This is a genomic window from Sorangium sp. So ce1504 (assembly GCF_051521635.1).
In the GTDB taxonomy this organism is placed as follows: domain Bacteria; phylum Myxococcota_A; class Polyangia; order Polyangiales; family Polyangiaceae; genus Sorangium; species Sorangium cellulosum_B.
In genome coordinates this window covers 4,133,891-4,151,062 of sequence record NZ_CP150365.1, presented here as the reverse complement: position 1 = coordinate 4,151,062, position 17,172 = coordinate 4,133,891, and the positions used below count along the sequence as shown (strand labels likewise).

The window sequence follows — 17,172 nt, the reverse complement described above, 5'->3', positions numbered from 1 at the left end:
GCGCCGACGGCCGCGTCACTCCACGGGCGGGCTGACCCCGGGCGCGCCTCCGGCGGCGGCGCCCCCCTCCCCCGCTGCCGCCGGCTGGCGAGGCCCTTCGGCGCCGGCGCTCCCGGCCTTGCCGCCGGCGTAGCGCCTGCCGGCTCGCTCGGACGCCTTCAGGACGGGGCCGCGGATCGTCTCGATGGCTTCCGCGGGAGCGCTGGAGATCTCCAGGTTGGAGAGCACCGCGGCGACGACGCGGAGCCATTGATTGCGCGCCGCCAGGATCGTCGCGTTCACGACCGGCGCGGTCTTCTCCTTGGCGGCGAGCACGTCCCGCCGGTGCTCGATCGTCGAGAGCTCCTTGCCCGACGCGAGCCACCGCTGCACGGTGTGGAGCAGCGTCGTCTTGCCCGGCGCCGGGATCGCCTTGAGGAACGCGGCGGTCGAGGGCTCCTCGTCGAGGAGCCGGGCGATCCGCGCCGTGTTGCCCGACTCCGCGGTGGGCGACGCCTTGATGATGGCGAGCCCGGTCGGGAACAGCCTGGCCTGGGCCCGATCACACGCCTCCGCCCCCGCGACGTCCGGCGGCTCCTCCGCCAGACAGTGCTCGCGGTGCGCGTCGATGCCGTACGAGACCGCCTTGGCCAGGTGATCGTGGCGCTCGTCGACCTTCGAGAGCTCGTCGTTCAAGGCCGTCATCCCGGCCGACACGCCCGTCCTGCTCGGGCGAACCGCCAGCACGGCGCCGTGGACCTCGGCCACCTTGTCGTGCAGCCCGGCGATCTCCGGGATCGACAGGAACAGCCGCTTCCGCTGGGCATCCTCGATCCACGGAGCGACGAGGGCGACCATCTCTTCAATCGTCAGGTGTTTCAACATGGGACAGACCTCCACGTGGGGGACAGCGCGTCGTGCCAGGGAAGCGCCGCTCTCGTGTCCTGTCGATGACACCCGATTACAGGAGCAACCGCGGAGCGCGCAGCGCGGCCCCAGGGCGCGCCTCGGGGTGACCGACGTGACGTGACGGCCCTCACCAGCGCCCGTCATGGGCCGAGGCTCACAGGAGCCGGAGGAAGGCAGCCCCGATCTGGCGCGCAGCGTAATTTTGAAGGGAAGCCCAGGTGTGGACCTGGGCACCGCGTTCGCGGCAAGGTCCCGGGAAGGTCGCGATCTTGCCGGCACGTCGAGCTCCGACGCTCGGGCAGATCGCGACCTGGGCGAGCGCCTGGCGACGAGCGTCAGCTCAGGTCACGTTCTCGACGGGACACCCGAGTTCGAGCGTCCTCCCAGATCGCGATCTGCCGGAGCGCCGGACGACGAGCGTCAGCTCAGGTCACGTCCTTGACGGCGGGTCGCTATCGACCGCTTTCCCACATCGCGACCTGTCGGAGCGCCGGACGACGAGCGTCAAGTCAGGTCACGCTCTCGACGGCACGTCGATATCGAGCGCTCGCCCAGATCGCGACCTGCCGGAACGCCGGACGGCGAGCGCTCGGTTGGGTGGAGGGGGATTTCGGCCAAAGGGAAGGTCTTTTGAACCGCCAAAAGACGCCCAGATTTTGAGTTTTTCTTGGCGTCTTTTGGCGTCTTGGCGGTTCCATCATCACGGATTCACGGAGCCCGACGCCGACCACGGCCCGCACGTCGGCAGGCCCACGGTCTTCTGGACGCACGCGGCCGTGACCGGCGACGTCACGACGGCCGCGATCTTGCCGGCGGCCACCTGATCACAGACGGCGGTCGGCAGCTGGATCCGCCCGTCCTCCGCTACCCCGAAGCCATCCGCGCTGCCGGCGTCGAGCGCCACCAGGCAACGTTCGGCGTCATCGCAGATCCCGTCGCCCGCCGCGGTCTCCAGCGCCACGTTCAGCGGGACCCCGGCCTCGCCCGCGATCGAGCACGCCGCGTCCACCTCCGCAGGCGTCGTGCCCTGGAAGCAGGCCGTCACGTCGAAGCAATCGCCGTCGCCGTCGCCGTCGCCACCGCCATAGACGTCCGCGGGCGCGTAGTCGGGGAGCGCGCCCGCGTCGACCTCGCTCGATGCACACGCCCCCGCGACGCAGGTCTGCCCCTCCGAGCAGTGCTTGTTCACCACGCCGCCGCTCTCGTCGCTCTCGCCCGAGTCGTCGCAGAGGAAGTTGAGCGGCAGCGTCAGCAGCGCGACGCGGTTCTTCGGGATCCTCGTGACCGCCTCGCGCAAGATGCGCGGCGCGCCGAGCTCGTCCCCGATGAGGGCGCTGACCTTGATCCGGATCGAGTCGCCCCCGCCGCTCGAGGAGTAGAAGCCGATCGTCGCCGGCAGGCGCGCGGCGGCGTCGGGCTCGCCGAGCCGCTCGTAGGACGCCGAGAACTTGGGGGTGCCGCCCTCGAACACCTGCACCTGGAGGGCGCTGAAGTCCTTGGGCATCTCGAGATCCGTCGAGACGGCGAGCATGATCTCGTCCGGCGGAGAGCACCCGCAGGCCGCGACAGCGACGAGCGCGGCGAGCGCCGCCCGGGCGACGGCGCTCATCGGCCACCCCCGAAGGGGATCGTGAACGTGGCGCCGCCCTTCCGGGACAGGGAGACCGAGCCGGGCGACGTGCGGCCGTCGACCGGCGGCTCCGGCCCGAAGACCCCCGTGGCGACCAGGACCGCGCCCGCGAGCACCAGCACACCGCCGCCGATCCAGAGCCAGGTCTCGACGTTCCCTTGCTTGGGCTGCGGGACCAGCGTGACCTGCACGCGGCGCGTCTGGTTGTCCTGGATCATCACCTCGGACTGGTGCGTCACCATGCCGGACGCCGTGACGCGGAGCGCGTGACCGCCGCTCGGCACGGGGCCGTCGTAGCCGCCGCGGCCGACCACGCGACCGTCGATGGAGATGACGGCGTCCGGCGCCGCCGTGACGATGAGCCGCCCTTGATGGACCTCTTTCTCCAGCGTGGCCGTGACCGTCACCTCGCCGCCGCCCGCCACCTGCTGGGAGACCTCGACGTCCTTGAAGCCCTTCTTGGTCACCCGGATCTTCCGGGTGCCGACGTCGAGCAGCACGGGCTCGCTCAGCGGCGTCTGGCCGACCTCCTCGCCGTCGACGAAGACCGTGGCCCCCGCCTCGCTGGCCTTCAGATCGAGCCGGCTCACGTAGGCCTTTGTCGCCTCGATGAGCGCAGCGGCGTCCTTGCGATCCTGCTCCCCGAGCTGGGGGCCGGCGTCCCTGAGGAGCTTCTCGACCGTCCCGAGGAGGCGCGCGTAGCGCTTCAGGTTCTTCTGGCAGAGGGCGATGTTCCAGAGCAGCCGCGGGTCGCCGGAGAGCTCGAAGGAACGCTCGAACTTGATGATGGCGTTGCGGTAGTCGCCGTCGTTGAAGAGGATCCGCGCGGCCTCGTACTCGGCCTTGGCCTCGCCGGTGAGCGTCGCGGACAGCGGCCCCTGGACGGCAGGCGCGCCCGCGGCGGGCGCCGGCTGCGCCCCCGCAGGCGCCGGCTGCGCCCCCGCGGGCGCCGGCTGCGCCCCCGCGGGCGCCGGCTGCGCCCCCGCGGGCGCCGGCTGCGCCCCCGCGGGCGCGAGGGCCGTCAGCACGGCGCCGCCGAGCGCGACCGCGGCGCCGACGCGCAGGCTCCTGCTGCTCCACAGCGGGAGCCGTTCGCTTCCTGGCCAACTCATCTGGGCTTACCTTTGTCGTTCAGCACATCGAAGATGCTCCCCGGCTGCGCGGCGGTCGCGGTCGCGGTCGGCGCGGCGGTCGCGGCCGGTGGGGCCGAGGGCGCGGCGGTGGGCTTCGGCCGAGGCCCCGTGGCGACCGGCGTCGCGCTCGCCGGCGCCTTCGGCCCGGCGGTCGACAGCGGCGCCGCGGTGGCCACCGGCGCGGCGGTCGCCACCGGGGACACCGTCGCTGACGGCGCCGCGGTCGCCGGCGGCTGCGGCTCCGCGGTCACCTCCGGAGGCGCGACCGGCGGGGGCGGGGCCGCCGTCGCGGGCGCCGAGGGCTCGGCGGAGGCGGTCGCCGCAACGGCCGACGGGTCGGCGGGAGGAGCGTCCGCGCCGCCATGGAACGTGACGAAGCGCAGGATCCCGCCGAGCACCACGGCGGCGCCCACCACCGCCAGCGCGAGCACGACGCCGCTCCGCGAGCGCGCCCCGGGCGCGGCGCCGCCGGCCGTCCAGCCAGGCGCGGTGCCCGCCGGGCCAGCGGTATGGCCGACCGCGCCGACCGCGCCGCCCGCCGTCGCGCCGGCAGGCGGCGCCGCGCTGTGCCGCGCCGTCGCCGCGGGGACGCCGCTCACGCGCTCCTGCGACGTCTGCCAGGGGGGCGGCGTGCTCATGCGCTCGCGCACGGAGCTCGCCCGGTCCCGGAAGGAGACCGCGGGGACGAGCCCCAGCGTCCGCTCGATCCGCTCCAGCGAGGCCAGCGCGAGCGGAGGCCCGAAATCGACGATGGCGCCCGCGAGCTCGGCGACCGACTTGAAGCGCTTCGCGACGTCCCTCTCGAGGCAGCGCAGGATCGCCGCCTCGAGGCCCGGCGGCAGATCGCGCCGGAACGTGGCCGGGGTCGGCGGCGGCTCGGTGTTGATCATCAGGATGAGCTCGGACAGCGAGCTCGCGTCGAAGGGGACACGCGCGGTGAGCAGCTGGTAGAGGATGGCGCCGAGCGACCAGACGTCCGCGCGCGCGTCGACCGAGCGCGCCGAGCGCATCTGCTCGGGCGCCATGTAGAGCGGCGAGCCGAGCACCATCGCCGTCTTCGTCAGCCCGAGCTCCGGCTCGGCCCCCGCCGTCGACGGGTCCGCGAGCGCCTTCGAGATGCCGAAGTCGAGCACCTTCACCATGCCGCTGCCGTCCGCCGCGCGCGTGAGGAAGAGGTTCGCCGGCTTGAGATCGCGGTGGATGATGCCGGCCGCGTGCGCCTCGGCGATGGCCTCGCAGGCCTCGAGCACGTAACCCACGGCCTCCTCCAGCTCGAGCGGGCCGCGCCGCCGCAGCGTCTCCTGGAGGTCGCTCCCCTCCAGGTACTCCATCACCATGAACGGCGCGCCCGTCTCGAGCGTCCCGACGTCGAGCACGCGCGCGACGTGCTCGCTCTTCAGGCGCACCGCGGCGCGCGCCTCGCGCACGAAGCGCTCCACCATCTCGTCGTTGGCGCCGGGATGGAGCAGCTTGATGGCGACCCGCTGCTGGAGCTGCTCGTGCAACGCGGCGACGACGACGCCCATGCCCCCTTGCCCGAGGATGCGCTCGACCCGGTATTTCCCCGATAGAACTTGACCTTCGGTGACCGGTGAGCTCACGAACGCTCCCGCGCTGGGGCTGCCTCCAGGGCGCCACCACCGCCACGTTATCCAGGGGGCCACCTTATGCGATCCGGCGCTCGCGTCCAAGGCCATTGCCGCGTTACCTGCGACGTCATCGGGATCACGCCGCTTCCCTTGCCGCGAAGGGCGACTACCCTACGCGCCATGCCCCGCATCGCCAGTGTCGAGCGCAAGACGCGCGAGACCGACATCCGCATCGAGATCGATCTCGACGGCCAGGGCCGCTCGGAGATCAAGACGCCGCTCCCCTTCCTCACGCACATGCTCGATCAGATCGCCCGCCACGGCCTGTTCGATCTCACCATCCACGCCGAGGGCGACGTCGAGATCGACGGCCACCACACGACCGAGGACTGCGGCATCACCCTGGGCACGGCCGTGCAGAAGGCGCTCGGCGACAAGGCGGGCATCGCCCGCTACGGCGAGGCGACGCTCCCCATGGATGAGGCGCTCGCGCAGTGCGCGCTGGACCTCTCCGGCAGGCCCTACTTCGTCTGGCGGGTGCCGCTGCCCAAGGCGAAGCTCGGCACCTGGGACGTCGAGCTCGCCCCGGTGTTCTTCGAGGGCTTCGCGCGCGGCGTCGGCGCGAACCTCCACGTCCGCCTCATCGAGGGGGACAACCTGCACCACATCGTCGAGATCTGCTTCAAGTCGTTCGCCAAGGCGCTGATGAAGGCGACCCGGATCGAGCCGCGCGTCGCCGGCATCCCGTCCACCAAGGGGAGCCTCTGAGCCATGCAAGCCATCGCGCTCGTCGATTTCGGGATGGGCAACCTGCGCTCCGTGGAGCGGGCGCTCCAGAAGGCCGCCGAGGACGCCGGCGCGCCGTGCGCGGTGACGCGCACGGGCGACCCGGAGATCATCGGCCGGGCCGACAAGGTCGTGGTGCCCGGCCAGGGCGCCTTCCGCGACTGCGCCGCGGCGCTGCAGAGCGGCATCGGCGAGGCGCTGCGCGCGCAGATCCGGAAGGGGACGCCCTACCTCGGCATCTGCCTCGGCATGCAGGCGCTCTTCGCCGGGAGCGAGGAGGCGGAGGGCGCGCGCGGGCTCGGCGTGTTCCCCGGCACCGTCAAGCGCCTCACCCCACAGCCGAGCGCGGCCGAGGCGGACGCGGTCGCCGGCCAGCCCTGGGTCGGGATCAAGATCCCCCACATGGGCTGGAACCGCATCGCGTTCGCGCGCGAGGTGCGGGGCCCGCTCGCGGTGTTCGCGGGCGAGCGCCCCTTCGTCTACTTCGTCCACAGCTACCACGCCGTCCCGCTCGACCCCGCGCTGGTCGCGGCGACGACGGAGCACGGCCCGCACCGCATCACCGCCGCGATCGAGCGGGACAACGTCACGGCGACGCAGTTCCACCCCGAGAAGAGCCAGGCCGCCGGCCTGCGCCTGCTCGCCCGCTTCCTGGACGGCTGACCCGCCCGCGCGCGCGTCAGTGCGGGCGCAGCAGGCGCTGGTGCACCTGCTTGACCTGCGCGAGCTTGAGGTGCGCGCCCAGGGGAAGCTCGGGCGCGCGCGCCCCGCCCGCGCCGCGCCCGCGCCGCGCCCGCGCCGGGCGCGAGGGGGGAATCGGCGAGGAGATCGACGAGGAGCGCCGCGCCGCCCTCACCCGCTGCGGCCGCCGCGGGGCGAGCGGGAGATCGACGATGAACGCCGCGCCGCAGCCGAGCTCGCTCTCGACGCGGATCGCGCCGCCGTGCGCGCGCGCCGCGACGTGCGCGATGTACAGGCCGAGCCCCAGGCCGCCGAAGCGCTCCACCGGGACTGCCCGCTCGAAGCGCGCGAAGATCCGCTCCTGGTCCTCCCGCGCGATCCCCATGCCGCGGTCGCGCACGATGAGCCGCGCCCGCGCGCGCGTCGCGCGCACCTCGATCGAGATCGGCTTGCCCTCGCCGAAGGTGAGCGCGTTCTTGATCAGGTGGAACGCCATGCGCTCGATGTGAGACCGGTCCCACCAGCCGATCACCGGGCCCTCGGCCGCGACCGAGATGGCGCCGCACGCGGCCGGCCGGTGCGCGACCGCCGTCGCGAGCACCTCGCGGATGAGCCCGACGAGCTCGACCGGCTCACGGGTCGGGGCGCCGCGGGCCAGGCCGCCGTGCCTCGCCTGGAACATGTCGTCGCAGAGCCGGGCGAGACGGCCGAGCTGACGGTCGAAGACGGCCAGCATCGCCGCCGCCCACGCCGGGGTCTTCTCCGGCTCCCGCTGGCTCATCCGCTTCGTCAGCTGGAGCTGCAGGAGGAGCGAGGTCACGGGCGTCCTGATCTCGTGCGCGGCGAGCACGAGGAAATCCTCCCGGATCCGGGCGGTCTCGTCCCGGATCGGGACAGCGGGGATACGAGGGTCGACGTCGTCCAAAAACGCGGTCATGGCAGAGCCTGCTGGGCGGAGTTGTGGTGTGCCCCCGCGCCCGCAAACGCATGGAGTGTGCCGCCCGCGAGGGCCCGCAGATTGGCACTTCTGGCGGCAGGAGAGCGCCCGATCTGCCGAGCGGACGCGCGTCAAGGCGTCGCATCGCGCCGTCCACTGCGCAAAACCCCGCGAGTGTGAGCCGAGCCGCCTGGACCGTTCTGCAGCGCGCGGCGCCTCGGGTCACGCCGGAGCGCCGCCAGGCTGCTGCGGTACACGGGTCAGGGCGCACCCCTGCTTGCGGGCCAGGGTCCGCGGAGCAGCTTTGTCCGCATGCAACACCAGAGTGGAGAGCAACACCGGAGTGTGGAGCCGGGGGCCAGGGCTCAGGTCCGCGGCTCCATGAGCGAGCTGCACGCGCTCCTCAGGGAGTTCGACACCGCCATGCTCGTCACGATGACCCCCGAGGGGCTGATGCGGGGGCGGCCGATGGAGATCCAGGAGCCGGCCGAGCTGATGGACTGCGATCTCTGGTTCGTGACGGAGGACGAGGCGGCGAAGACAGGCGAGATCGCCCGCGAGCACCAGGTGGCGGTCTGCTGCTACAGGCCGCGGGATCGGGCGTACATCTCGATCTCGGCGCGCGCGACGATCGAGAGGAACGAGGAGAAGATCCGGAGCCTCTGGAAGCCCTCGTGGAAGGCGTGGCTGCCGGCCGGCCCCTCCCACCCTCACGCGGCGCTCCTGAAGCTCTATGTCGAGCGCGCCGAGTACTGGGAGCCCGAGGGCGGGCGGCTGCGGGTCCTCTACGAGAAGGCCAAGGCGCTCGTCCAGCGGAGGTCGGCGGAAGACAAGCTGAACCCACCGAAGCACATCTGAGCCGCGCCGCGCCTGCGGCGGCGATCGAGCAGGCGCAACCCGAGGCGAGAGGGTCCTTGGGCTGGATGAACCTCGGATGGATCAGCCAGGTGTCGGCGTAGCGTCGGCCGCGCGCTGCGCGCGCTCCCCGTCAGGGGTGCCGCTGCTCTCGAGCGCCGCGCAGATCTCGGCAAAGCCGTCAAAGGGTGTGCACGGTATCCCGTCGCGGGAGCAGAGCACGTCGAGGGCGCTGTCCCGCACCGCGAACACGCGATCGCAGCACCGCGCCGCGGGGTAGTCCAGCCGGCCGTCGCCGATGTAGACCGTGGAGGTCTCGCCGGTGGCCGCCTTCAGCTGGTCGAGCACGCGGATCTTGAAGTCCTCGCCGGGACCGAGCGGCACCGTCTCCGGCACGGTCACGCGCCAGCGCCCATCGAAGGCGGCATCGAAGCAAGAGAACGCGGTGCCCGGCGGCAGGAACTCGCGGATGTAGAACGGCAGGCCGTGGCTGATCACGTGGAACACCCACGACCGGCGGGCGCACAGGGCCAGAAGATCCGCGAAGCCCGACCGCAGCTCGGCGTGCGGGCGCAGCTCGGCCAGGAGCTCGGCGGCCGGGCGATCCACGTCGGCGTAGCCGCGGCGGAGGAGCTCGAACGGCGTGAGCTCGCCGGAAGCGGCAGGCGCGAGCAGCGCCTGCCGCCAGTCATAGCGAAGGTGGGCGTCCCAGATCCGGTTCGTCAGGTCGTCGCAGGTGATGGTCCCGTCGAAGTCGCAAAGAATGAGCACGACCGCTGATTTGCACGCCGCCACGCCGGACGCCACCGGCGTGCTGCCCTGACCGGCCCTCGCCACGGGATCGCCATCCACGGCTCGGGTGCGGTACGCGCCCCCGAGCCGGGCCTCCGCGCAGGATCAGCCGCCGGTCGCGGCCAGGCCGCGACCGTCAGAGCGCGACAGGGAACGGATTGCGCTCCGTGAACGCGCCGACCTGGTGAAAGTAGGGATATGGCAGCTTCGTCTTGCTCGCAGCATCCAGCTTCGCGATGTGCTCTGGCGCGAGGTTCCAGCCGACCGCCCCGAGGTTCTGTCGAAGCTGCTCCTCGTTGCGAGCGCCGATGATCACGTTCGCGACGCTCGGCCGCTGCAGCAGCCAGTTGAGCGCGATCTGCGGGACGGTCTTGCCCGTCTCCTTCGCCACCGCGTCGAGCGCGTCGACCACACCATAGAGGTACTCGTCGTCGATCTGCGGCCCCCCCTCGACAGACAGCTTGTTCCGGAGCCGGCTGACCTCCGGCAACGGCTGCCCGCGCCGGATCTTCCCCGTGAGCCGCCCCCAGCCCAGCGGGCTCCAGACCACCGCGCCGACCTTCTGATCGAGCGCCAGCGGCATCAGCTCCCACTCGTAGTCGCGCGCCACCAGCGAATAATACGCCTGGTGCGCCACGTACCGAGAGAGACCATATTTCTCCGACACCGCGAGCGACTTCATCAGGTGCCAGCCGGAGAAATTCGAACATCCGAGGTAGCGGATCTTCCCCGCTCGCACGAGATCGTCCAGCGTGCCGAGCGTCTCTTCGAGCGGCGTGACCGCGTCGAAGCCGTGCAGCTGAAAGAGATCGATATGATCCGTCTGCAGCCGGCGCAGGCTCCCCTCGATCGACCGGATCAGGTGATACCGCGACGAGCCGACGTCGTTGGGGCCCTTGCCGCTCCGGAAGGTCGCCTTGGTGGAGATGATGACCTTGTCGCGCCTGCCCTTGATCGCGTGGCCGAGGATCTCCTCGGCGAGCCCGTCGGAGTAGATGTCGGCCGAATCGAACATGTTCATCCCGGCCTCGAGCGAGACGTCGACCAGCCGAGTCGCCTCGGCCACGTCGCTCGCGCCCCACCCCCGGAAGAACTCGTTGGAGCCACCGAACGTCCCGGTCCCGAGGCTCAGCACCGGTACCTTGAACCCTGACCCGCCGAGCTGTCTGAACTCCATGAATCGCCTCCGCGCCAAATGGGGACAACCTCTGAGCGCGGGGGGAGGAGCGCCGGACATCAGGCTCTCGCCCCCTTGCCGCGGTCGTGGACGGTTAGGAACTCCAAAGCGATCCGGAAGTCAAGCACCACCGTGGCCAGCGCGCGGAGCTGCGGGGAGCGTCGCAGCGGCCCGCCAGCACGGCCCGTCTGGCGCGAGGTCCCGGCGACGTGGAGGAGGAGCCGGCGCCGCCGGAGGGGCGTCGCGGCCGCGCGTCGCGTCGACGAGCGTCGACGAGCGCGAGCGCCGCGCTCCGCGATCACAGCCCGAGATCGAACCGGAACGCCCGCAGCGCCTCCGCGCTCGCAGAGCACCGGAGGCGCTCGTCACGCGGCATCTGCCCGAGCGTGCGCGTGTGCCCGGCCGGGATGAACATCGGCTCCCAGTGGATGCCCTCGTCTCCCCGCCGCTCGACGGCGATCTCGCCGGGGACGCTGCCCGTGTAGACACGAAGCGTCCGGCCGTCGCAATAACACACCTTCTGGACCACGTGCGCCGCGCGCGACTGCCCCGGAGGGATGAGGGAGCAAATCCGGTCCTGCAGCCGCTCCCAGAACGGCATCACGAGCGGGCCCGGGAAGCCGTTCAGGTGCTCGATGAAGAGGCCGCCGTGCTCGACGAAGAGCGGCACGAGGGAGAGCCGGTAGGCGGCGAGGGCCTCCTCGCGTACGACGGTGTCGAGATCCGAGGAGAGGATCTGGGGCACGTCGAGCCGGAGGACGCGGAGCGGCGTCGGGGCGTCCTTCCACACATAGGTCATGTCCGCGAGCTTGCGGTGGTTCGAGGAGACGAAATAGACCATGACCATCGCCCTCACCCGTCCCCTCACGCGTCCAGAGCGTCGAGCAGGTCGACGACGCTCTTCGTCTTGTCGTTCGGGTCGAGCTCGATCACGTCGATGTGCCAGTCCTCGAGCAGCGCCGGCTGGACGAGCCCGGCGCCGAAGGTCGCCCAGTAACCGCGGCGGTTCGACGCGCGCCTCGCGAGCTGCGGGCTGCCCTCGATGCGCATCTGCTCCATGCGGTACCAGATGTACCGGATGTCGACGTCGCCGAAGCTGTAGCCGAGGAAGAGGAAGCTGTTGCTGAGCAGATCGGCCCGCAGGCGCTGATCGGGGGCCGCCTCGAGCCGGAGGCGGCCGAAGTACTGCGATTCGGTGAGCACCACCGTCTCGGGCCAGTCGAGATCTCCATGAAACTTGATGACGTGGCACGCCCCCTGCGCCGGGCACCGCGCGAAGTCGTCGAACCTGGCGAGCGCCACGGCCTCTTTTCCTGCGTCCCGCAGCGCCTCCTCGATGTGGTGCTCGAAGTTGGTCGTGTAGATGGTCGAGAAGTCGCGGCGCGCCAGGGCCTTGTGCTGGCACGAGCTCCTGCGCCGCTCGTCGACCTCGCGCGCGTGGAAGCGCGCGCGCATCTCGGCGATGAAGCTGTCGAGGCCGCCCGCGCACTCGCGGGCGAAGAAGCCGGCGAGCTGCGGGGGCAGGCCGTGCAGCTCGAAGAGCGCTGGCTCGAACCCGAGCGCGGCGCCCATCCACCCCATCAGCTCCTTCCACATCGGCAGCCGGAGCGGGGCAGAGAAGCCCGCGCCCAGAAAGGGAATGAGGCGACCTTCCCGGTACGCCTGCCGGAGCGGGATCGCCGCTTGCTCGAGCGTGAGTACAGCCATCTTCAGCGAGCGATGGTATCTGCCCGACGACCTCGCGCAACCAGCGCCCGCCGGGCCGGAACGCCTCGCCCCGAGCGGATGTCGGCGCGGATGTCGGCCGGCGCGCAAGGACAGAAGCCGCGATGCATCAGGACACGCGCGGCAGAGCCCGGCGCTGCGGAGGAGGGCGCCGGTCGCACCTCCCTCCCCATGGCGGCAGAGCGGCGTCGAGCGGGCCCTCTCGCGAGGCGAAATGTCAGTAGAATCCCGCGCATGGAGATTCTTGGGATGGAGGCTCGGCGTCCGCTGCGCGCGGTCCGGTCCGCGCTGGTCGAGCGCCTCGGAGCGTGGCGCTGATGCAGATCGCAGCGTCTGCCGTGACGATGTGGACGGGGGCATGCCTCGTGATCGGGGGCTGCACGGCGATCGTGGGCGTGGACAAGTCGTACCACCTGGCGGGCGGCGGAAGCGGAGGTGGAGGTGGAGCCGAGACGTGCACGCCAGAGGAGGTGCGGTGCGCGCAGAACAGGCCGCAGACGTGCGACGAAGGCGGAGCGTGGCAGGACGAACCCGAGTGCCCGGCGGAGGCGCCCCTGTGTGACGACGGGCGCTGCATCGTCCCTCGGAGCTGCGCCAAGATGGACGCGATCTGCGGGCCGCGCGGAGACGAGGGCTGCTGCGGGAGCCTGGTGGTGCCCGGAGGCACGTTCGATCGGGGCGACGCCGAGCCGCGGCTGGCGACGGTGAGCGACCTCCGGCTGGATCGATTCGAGGTGACGGTGGGGCGGTTCCGGGCGTTCCTGTCGGAGTACCCGGCGAGCTGGCCAGCGGTGGGGGCAGGAGCACACCCGAAGATTCCGGACAGCGGGTGGCGCGCCGCGTGGGACGCCAACTTGCCCGTGGACCGGGCGGCGCTGTCGGCGTCGCTTCACTGCGAAGATCCCTATTTTTCGTGGACCGACGAGGTGGGCGAGCACGAGCTCCTGCCCGCGGCCTGCGTGAGCTGGTACGTGGCGTTCGCGTTCTGCGCGTGGGACGGCGGTCGGCTGCCCACGGTAGCAGAGCGGCGCTACGCGGCCGCCGGCGGGGACGAGCAGCGCACGTATCCATGGTCGAGCCCGGAGAGCGCCCCGGAGCCCGACGAGAGCTACGCGGTGTACGGTTGCGGCCTCGATGGATCGTGCGAGATCGCGGACCTCCAGCCGGGCGGGTCGAGGTCGCCGCGGGGAGACGGGCGGTGGGGACACGCGGATCTGGGGGGAAACGTGTGGGAGTGGGTGCTGGATTCGTTCGCGGCGGACGACCCGATCGCGTGCGCTGACTGCGCCGTCCTCACCCCCGACACGAACCACATGATCTGGGGCGGGGGCTGGCGCAGCGGGAAGGAGACATTGCTCACCTCCGCCTTCCAGGAGCGCTCGCCGAACGGCCACTTCGCCGGCGCGGGGCTGCGATGCGCACGGGCGCGGTGATGCGCGCAGCTGGGCGTCGCGGCGTCGCGGCCGCCGCTCCGCGCAGCGCGCGCCGCCCTTCGGGGTCCCTGGAACCTTGACGCGACAGCCGCCGCGCGCGACCCTCCCGCCGTGTCGGGCACGCTCGCGGACGGAACGGTCTTCGCGCACCGCTATCGCGTGGCGCGCCTCCTCGCCGTGGGCGCGATGGGGTCCGTCTACGAGGTGGTGCACATCGAGACGAACCGCCGCCGGGCGCTGAAGGTGATGCACGCGTACCTCTTCCAGAGCGAGGAGATGCGCAGCCGCTTCAAGCGCGAAGCGCAGATCACGGCGGACATCGAGAGCGAGTACATCGTCGACGTCTTCGACGCGGGCATCGACGAGGCGACGGGCATGCCGTTCCTCGTGATGGAGCTGCTCCGCGGCGAGGAGCTCGGCCAGCGCCTCAAGCGCCTCGGCAGGCTGCCTCCCGGCGAGGTCGCGACGTACCTCCAGCAGACCGCGTCGGCCCTCGACCGGACCCACGCGGCGTCCATCATCCACCGGGATCTCAAGCCGGAGAACCTGTTCGTCACCCAGCGGGACGACGGGACGCCCCGCATGAAGATCCTCGATTTCGGCGTGGCGAAGCTGCTCGCCGAGGGCGGGACGGCGGCCGGCATCACGCGGAGCCTCGGGACGCCCATCTACATGGCGCCCGAGCAGTTCCGCACCGACACGAAGCTCACCAGCGCCGTGGACATCTACGCGCTCGGGATGATCGCGTACACGCTGCTCGTGGGGACGCCGTACTGGAGCCCGGAGGCGCTCAGCGCGAACGACGTGATCGCGTTCGCGCTCGTGGTCGTCCACGGGCCGCAGGAGCCGCCGGTCCACCGGGCGATGTCGCAGCGGGTGGTGCTGCCGCCGAGCTTCGATGGCTGGTTCGCTCGGGCCACGGCCGTCGATCCAGCGGCGCGGTTCCGCCTCGCGAGCGAGGCGGCGCAGGCGCTCTCCGAGCTGCTCGTCCTCGCCCCGGCCAGCAGCGGGCGTTCGCCCCGCCCGACCACGCCGCCCTGGGCCCTGGCGAGCCCCTCGGCGCACGCGCTCGCCACGCCAGCGCCCGCGCTCACCGCGCCAGCGCTCACCGTGCCGGCGATCACCGCGCCCTCGATGATGCCGCCGGTGGCGACGAGCGTCGGCCCGATGGGGCCGGAGCACCCGTCTCGCTCCCCGGTCGCGCCCCTCGCGGCGACCATGGAGACGTCGGTGACGTCCGTCCCTTCAGGGAACATCACACCGATCGCGCCAAGCCGAGCCCCGCTCGTCGCCGCCGCGGTCGTCCTCGGGCTCGGGGTGCTCGGCGCAGGGACCTGGCTCCTGATGCGCGCCGGGGCCCAGGCCGATCCGGCGGTGGCCGCGCCGCCTTCGGCCGCTGCGCCGGACGCCGGATCGGCGAGCGCCGCCGCGACCGCTGCGCCGAGCGCGACGCTGTCGGCAGAGCCGTCGGCGCCGACGCCCAGCGCCTCCGCGCCAGCGCTCGCCGCGGAGCCCACCCAGCCCGCGACCAGCGCGAGCGCCAGCGCGAGGCCGGCCGCGCGCGGGGCCGCGGGCGCTCCCCCGAAGGCGACGCCGAGGCCCGCTCCGACCGGGCGAACAGGCGCCGCCGCTCGCCCCAAAGTCCCTTTGCTCGGACGAGATTGAGACCGATGTCCGCCGCGCTGCCGGTCCGCCCCTCGCCGACACCGGTCGACACCTTCGCCTGTGGATACCCCAGAACATGACACGTCGCCTGCGCCGGATGGCTCCTCTCGCTCTCGTCCTCTGGCCGCTCGCCGCCGCGACGCCCGCCGCGGCGCAGGACAGCGCGGCCGCGGAAGCCCTCTTCAACCGGGGCCTCGCCGAGATGGAGGCGGGCCAGTACGAGACCGGCTGCAACGCCATCGCCGAGAGCCATCGGCTCGAGCCCAAGCCGGGGGCGCTCTTCACGCTGGCCGTCTGCGAGTCGAGGTGGGGCCGCGTCGCGAGCGCGTTCGCCCACTTCGGGGAGTACCTTGCGCTCCACGAGCAGCTGACGCCGGAGCAGAAGCGCCGGCAAGGAGAGCGGCCCAAGGTCGCCCGGGAGGAGCGCGAGAAGCTGGCCCCGCTCGTGCCGGAGCTCGCGCTCTCCCTCCCGCCCGGAGCCCCCGCAGGGACGGTGGTAAAGCGCGACGGTCGCGCGGTGGACAGCGCCGCGCTGGGCGCGAGCGTGCCGGTGGATCCGGGAGAGCACGTCGTGTCGACGCAGGCGCCGGGAGGGCCTGTCCAGGAGACGCGGATCCACCTCGCTCACGGCGAGAAGAAGCGCGTCGATCTGCAGGTGAGCGGCGCCCCGGCGCCGTCCGCCGAGAGCCTTTCAGGCCGGCGGGCGGCCGTGTACGCGGCCGGCGGCGTCGGCGTCGCGGGGCTCGTGCTCGGCGGGGTGACGGGCGCGCTCACGCTCGGCAAGAAGAGCGTCGTCCGCGAGCACTGCGGCAGCGGGATCGGCCTGAGCGACCCGACGGCCTGCGACCAGACGGGCCTGGACGCGGCGGAGAGCGCGAGCACCACCGGGCTCGTGAGCACGATCGGCTTCGGCGTGGGGCTGGCCGGGCTCGGGGCGGCGGCGGTCCTCTACCTGACCGAGCCGAAGCAGAGCGACATGACCGCCGGCGCGACGTCAAGGCGGATCCGCGCAGGGGTGCTCGCGGCAGGCCCGGAAGGGGTCGTGCTCGGGGCGAGCGGGTCGTGGTGACGCGGCGGGGCAACGGACCTTCGCCGCCTTCGCCGCCTCTACCCACCGGCGCAGAGGCGCGCTAGACCCGCCGCGTGCAGCTCATCCCCGCCATCGATCTCCTCGGAGGCCAGGCCGTGCGCCTCCATCAAGGGCGCTACGATCAGGTCACCGTCTACGACCAGGACCCGGCGGCGCTCGCCGCTCGCCTCCGCCGTGCCTGCGATCGGCTGCACGTGGTCGACCTGGAAGGGGCCCGCGCCGGCCTGCCCGTCCAGGCCGACGCCGTCCGCGCCGTCATCGCGGCCTTCGGCGCGGAGGGCGGCAGCGTGCAGGTGGGGGGCGGCATCCGCTCCGCCGCCGCGGCCGAGAGTTACCTCGCGCTGGGCGCCGATCGCATCGTGCTCGGGACCGCCGCGGTGAACGATCCCGCGCTCGTACGCGACCTCGCCGGCCGCTTCCCGGGGCGCGTCGTGGTCGCCGTGGACGCCAAGGACGGGCGCGTGGCCGTGCAGGGCTGGGAGCAGGTCTCCTCCGTCACCGCCCTCGACGTCGCCCGCGCGCTCGCCGGCGCCCCCGTCGCGGCGCTCCTCTACACCGACGTCTCCCGCGACGGCACGCAGGTCGGCCCCAACCTGGAAGCCACCCGCGAGCTCGCCGCCTCGTGCGGCTTCCCCGTCCTGGCCTCCGGCGGAGTCGGATCGCTCGCTCACCTGCGCGCGCTCGCGCAGATCCCCGGCGTCAGCGGCGTCATCGTGGGCCGCGCGCTCTACGAGGGGGCCTTCACGCTCGCCGAGGCGATCGAGGCGGCGAGCGCCTGACGGCGTGTGTGC

Annotated in this window: 16 protein-coding genes; 7 read left to right on the top strand and 9 right to left on the bottom strand. The window is 72.5% G+C overall.

Annotated features, from left to right (window positions below; all coding sequences use genetic code 11):
* Nucleotides 1–15: 15 nt before the first annotated feature.
* The 4 genes from WMF39_RS15740 to WMF39_RS15725 form a co-directional block, all read right to left on the bottom strand.
* Nucleotides 16–864 carry a hypothetical protein gene (locus tag WMF39_RS15740; protein WP_437746321.1) on the bottom strand — a complete coding sequence of 283 codons (849 nt, stop codon included), beginning with the start codon at nucleotides 862–864 and terminating at the stop codon, nucleotides 16–18.
* Between the two features lie 724 nt (nucleotides 865–1,588).
* Nucleotides 1,589–2,497, bottom strand: a complete 909-nt coding sequence (locus WMF39_RS15735; protein ID WP_437746320.1) for a hypothetical protein — start codon at nucleotides 2,495–2,497, stop codon at nucleotides 1,589–1,591.
* Nucleotides 2,494–3,630: a PEGA domain-containing protein gene (locus WMF39_RS15730; RefSeq protein WP_437746319.1), complete on the bottom strand. Its 1,137-nt coding sequence runs from the start codon at nucleotides 3,628–3,630 to the stop codon at nucleotides 2,494–2,496. Before WMF39_RS15730 ends, WMF39_RS15735 begins: the two co-directional genes overlap by 4 nt.
* Entirely contained in the window at nucleotides 3,627–5,252 is a 1,626-nt protein-coding gene (locus WMF39_RS15725) for a serine/threonine-protein kinase (RefSeq protein WP_437746318.1), read from the bottom strand. The genes WMF39_RS15730 and WMF39_RS15725 overlap by 4 nt, the downstream gene beginning before the upstream one ends.
* 168 nt (nucleotides 5,253–5,420) lie before the next feature.
* Here WMF39_RS15725 and hisB point away from each other — a divergent pair, with 168 nt between their 5' ends.
* Complete coding sequence (hisB, locus tag WMF39_RS15720; RefSeq protein WP_437552686.1) at nucleotides 5,421–6,008, top strand: imidazoleglycerol-phosphate dehydratase HisB; 588 nt, start codon at nucleotides 5,421–5,423, stop codon at nucleotides 6,006–6,008.
* Between the two features lie 3 nt (nucleotides 6,009–6,011).
* Entirely contained in the window at nucleotides 6,012–6,689 is a 678-nt protein-coding gene (hisH, locus tag WMF39_RS15715) for an imidazole glycerol phosphate synthase subunit HisH (RefSeq protein WP_437746317.1), read from the top strand.
* Nucleotides 6,690–6,705: 16 nt separating this feature from the next.
* On the opposite strand, the gene WMF39_RS15710 is transcribed toward hisH, so the two are convergent.
* On the bottom strand, nucleotides 6,706–7,644 hold the full coding sequence (locus tag WMF39_RS15710; RefSeq protein ID WP_437746316.1) for a sensor histidine kinase: 939 nt from the start codon (nucleotides 7,642–7,644) through the stop codon (nucleotides 6,706–6,708).
* 381 nt (nucleotides 7,645–8,025) lie between these two features.
* Between WMF39_RS15710 and WMF39_RS15705 the strand changes: the two genes are divergently transcribed.
* A complete protein-coding gene (locus WMF39_RS15705; protein ID WP_437299854.1) occupies nucleotides 8,026–8,502 on the top strand; it encodes a pyridoxamine 5'-phosphate oxidase family protein in 477 nt (158 codons plus the stop codon).
* Nucleotides 8,503–8,583: 81 nt separating this feature from the next.
* Here WMF39_RS15705 and WMF39_RS15700 read toward each other — a convergent pair whose 3' ends face one another.
* The 4 genes from WMF39_RS15700 to WMF39_RS15685 form a co-directional block, all read right to left on the bottom strand.
* Nucleotides 8,584–9,351: an HAD-IB family phosphatase gene (locus WMF39_RS15700; protein ID WP_437746315.1), complete on the bottom strand. Its 768-nt coding sequence runs from the start codon at nucleotides 9,349–9,351 to the stop codon at nucleotides 8,584–8,586.
* 76 nt (nucleotides 9,352–9,427) lie between these two features.
* On the bottom strand, nucleotides 9,428–10,468 hold the full coding sequence (locus WMF39_RS15695) for an aldo/keto reductase (protein WP_437746314.1): 1,041 nt from the start codon (nucleotides 10,466–10,468) through the stop codon (nucleotides 9,428–9,430).
* Nucleotides 10,469–10,766: 298 nt separating this feature from the next.
* Complete coding sequence (locus WMF39_RS15690; protein ID WP_437747982.1) at nucleotides 10,767–11,315, bottom strand: non-canonical purine NTP pyrophosphatase; 549 nt, start codon at nucleotides 11,313–11,315, stop codon at nucleotides 10,767–10,769.
* Nucleotides 11,316–11,332: 17 nt separating this feature from the next.
* A complete protein-coding gene (locus tag WMF39_RS15685) occupies nucleotides 11,333–12,175 on the bottom strand; it encodes an SIR2 family NAD-dependent protein deacylase (RefSeq protein WP_044964899.1) in 843 nt (280 codons plus the stop codon).
* Between the two features lie 335 nt (nucleotides 12,176–12,510).
* Here WMF39_RS15685 and WMF39_RS15680 point away from each other — a divergent pair, with 335 nt between their 5' ends.
* The 4 genes from WMF39_RS15680 to hisA all read left to right on the top strand — a co-directional run bounded on the left by WMF39_RS15680 (nucleotide 12,511) and on the right by hisA (nucleotide 17,160).
* Nucleotides 12,511–13,626, top strand: coding sequence for a formylglycine-generating enzyme family protein (locus WMF39_RS15680; protein WP_437746313.1), 1,116 nt, complete (start codon nucleotides 12,511–12,513; stop codon nucleotides 13,624–13,626).
* 111 nt (nucleotides 13,627–13,737) lie between these two features.
* Nucleotides 13,738–15,291: a protein kinase domain-containing protein gene (locus WMF39_RS15675; RefSeq protein ID WP_437746312.1), complete on the top strand. Its 1,554-nt coding sequence runs from the start codon at nucleotides 13,738–13,740 to the stop codon at nucleotides 15,289–15,291.
* Nucleotides 15,292–15,388: 97 nt separating this feature from the next.
* The gene (locus tag WMF39_RS15670; RefSeq protein ID WP_437746311.1) at nucleotides 15,389–16,360 is read left to right on the top strand and encodes a hypothetical protein; all 972 of its coding nucleotides are present in this window, start codon (nucleotides 15,389–15,391) and stop codon (nucleotides 16,358–16,360) included.
* 74 nt (nucleotides 16,361–16,434) lie between these two features.
* Entirely contained in the window at nucleotides 16,435–17,160 is a 726-nt protein-coding gene (hisA, locus tag WMF39_RS15665) for a 1-(5-phosphoribosyl)-5-[(5-phosphoribosylamino)methylideneamino]imidazole-4-carboxamide isomerase (RefSeq protein ID WP_437746310.1), read from the top strand.
* Nucleotides 17,161–17,172 lie beyond the last annotated feature (12 nt).

Bases quoted from the DNA above. Each gene is read 5' to 3' on its own strand.
- WMF39_RS15740 (WP_437746321.1), bottom strand. From the start codon at position 864: ATGTTGAAACACCTGACGATTGAAGAGATGGTCGCCCTCGTCGCTCCG.
- WMF39_RS15735 (WP_437746320.1), bottom strand. From the start codon at position 2,497: ATGAGCGCCGTCGCCCGGGCGGCGCTCGCCGCGCTCGTCGCTGTCGCG.
- WMF39_RS15730 (WP_437746319.1), bottom strand. From the start codon at position 3,630: ATGAGTTGGCCAGGAAGCGAACGGCTCCCGCTGTGGAGCAGCAGGAGC.
- hisB (WP_437552686.1), top strand. From the start codon at position 5,421: ATGCCCCGCATCGCCAGTGTCGAGCGCAAGACGCGCGAGACCGACATC.
- hisH (WP_437746317.1), top strand. From the start codon at position 6,012: ATGCAAGCCATCGCGCTCGTCGATTTCGGGATGGGCAACCTGCGCTCC.
- WMF39_RS15710 (WP_437746316.1), bottom strand. From the start codon at position 7,644: ATGACCGCGTTTTTGGACGACGTCGACCCTCGTATCCCCGCTGTCCCG.
- WMF39_RS15705 (WP_437299854.1), top strand. From the start codon at position 8,026: ATGAGCGAGCTGCACGCGCTCCTCAGGGAGTTCGACACCGCCATGCTC.
- WMF39_RS15695 (WP_437746314.1), bottom strand. From the start codon at position 10,468: ATGGAGTTCAGACAGCTCGGCGGGTCAGGGTTCAAGGTACCGGTGCTG.
- WMF39_RS15690 (WP_437747982.1), bottom strand. From the start codon at position 11,315: ATGGTCATGGTCTATTTCGTCTCCTCGAACCACCGCAAGCTCGCGGAC.
- WMF39_RS15685 (WP_044964899.1), bottom strand. From the start codon at position 12,175: ATGGCTGTACTCACGCTCGAGCAAGCGGCGATCCCGCTCCGGCAGGCG.
- WMF39_RS15680 (WP_437746313.1), top strand. From the start codon at position 12,511: ATGCAGATCGCAGCGTCTGCCGTGACGATGTGGACGGGGGCATGCCTC.
- WMF39_RS15670 (WP_437746311.1), top strand. From the start codon at position 15,389: ATGGCTCCTCTCGCTCTCGTCCTCTGGCCGCTCGCCGCCGCGACGCCC.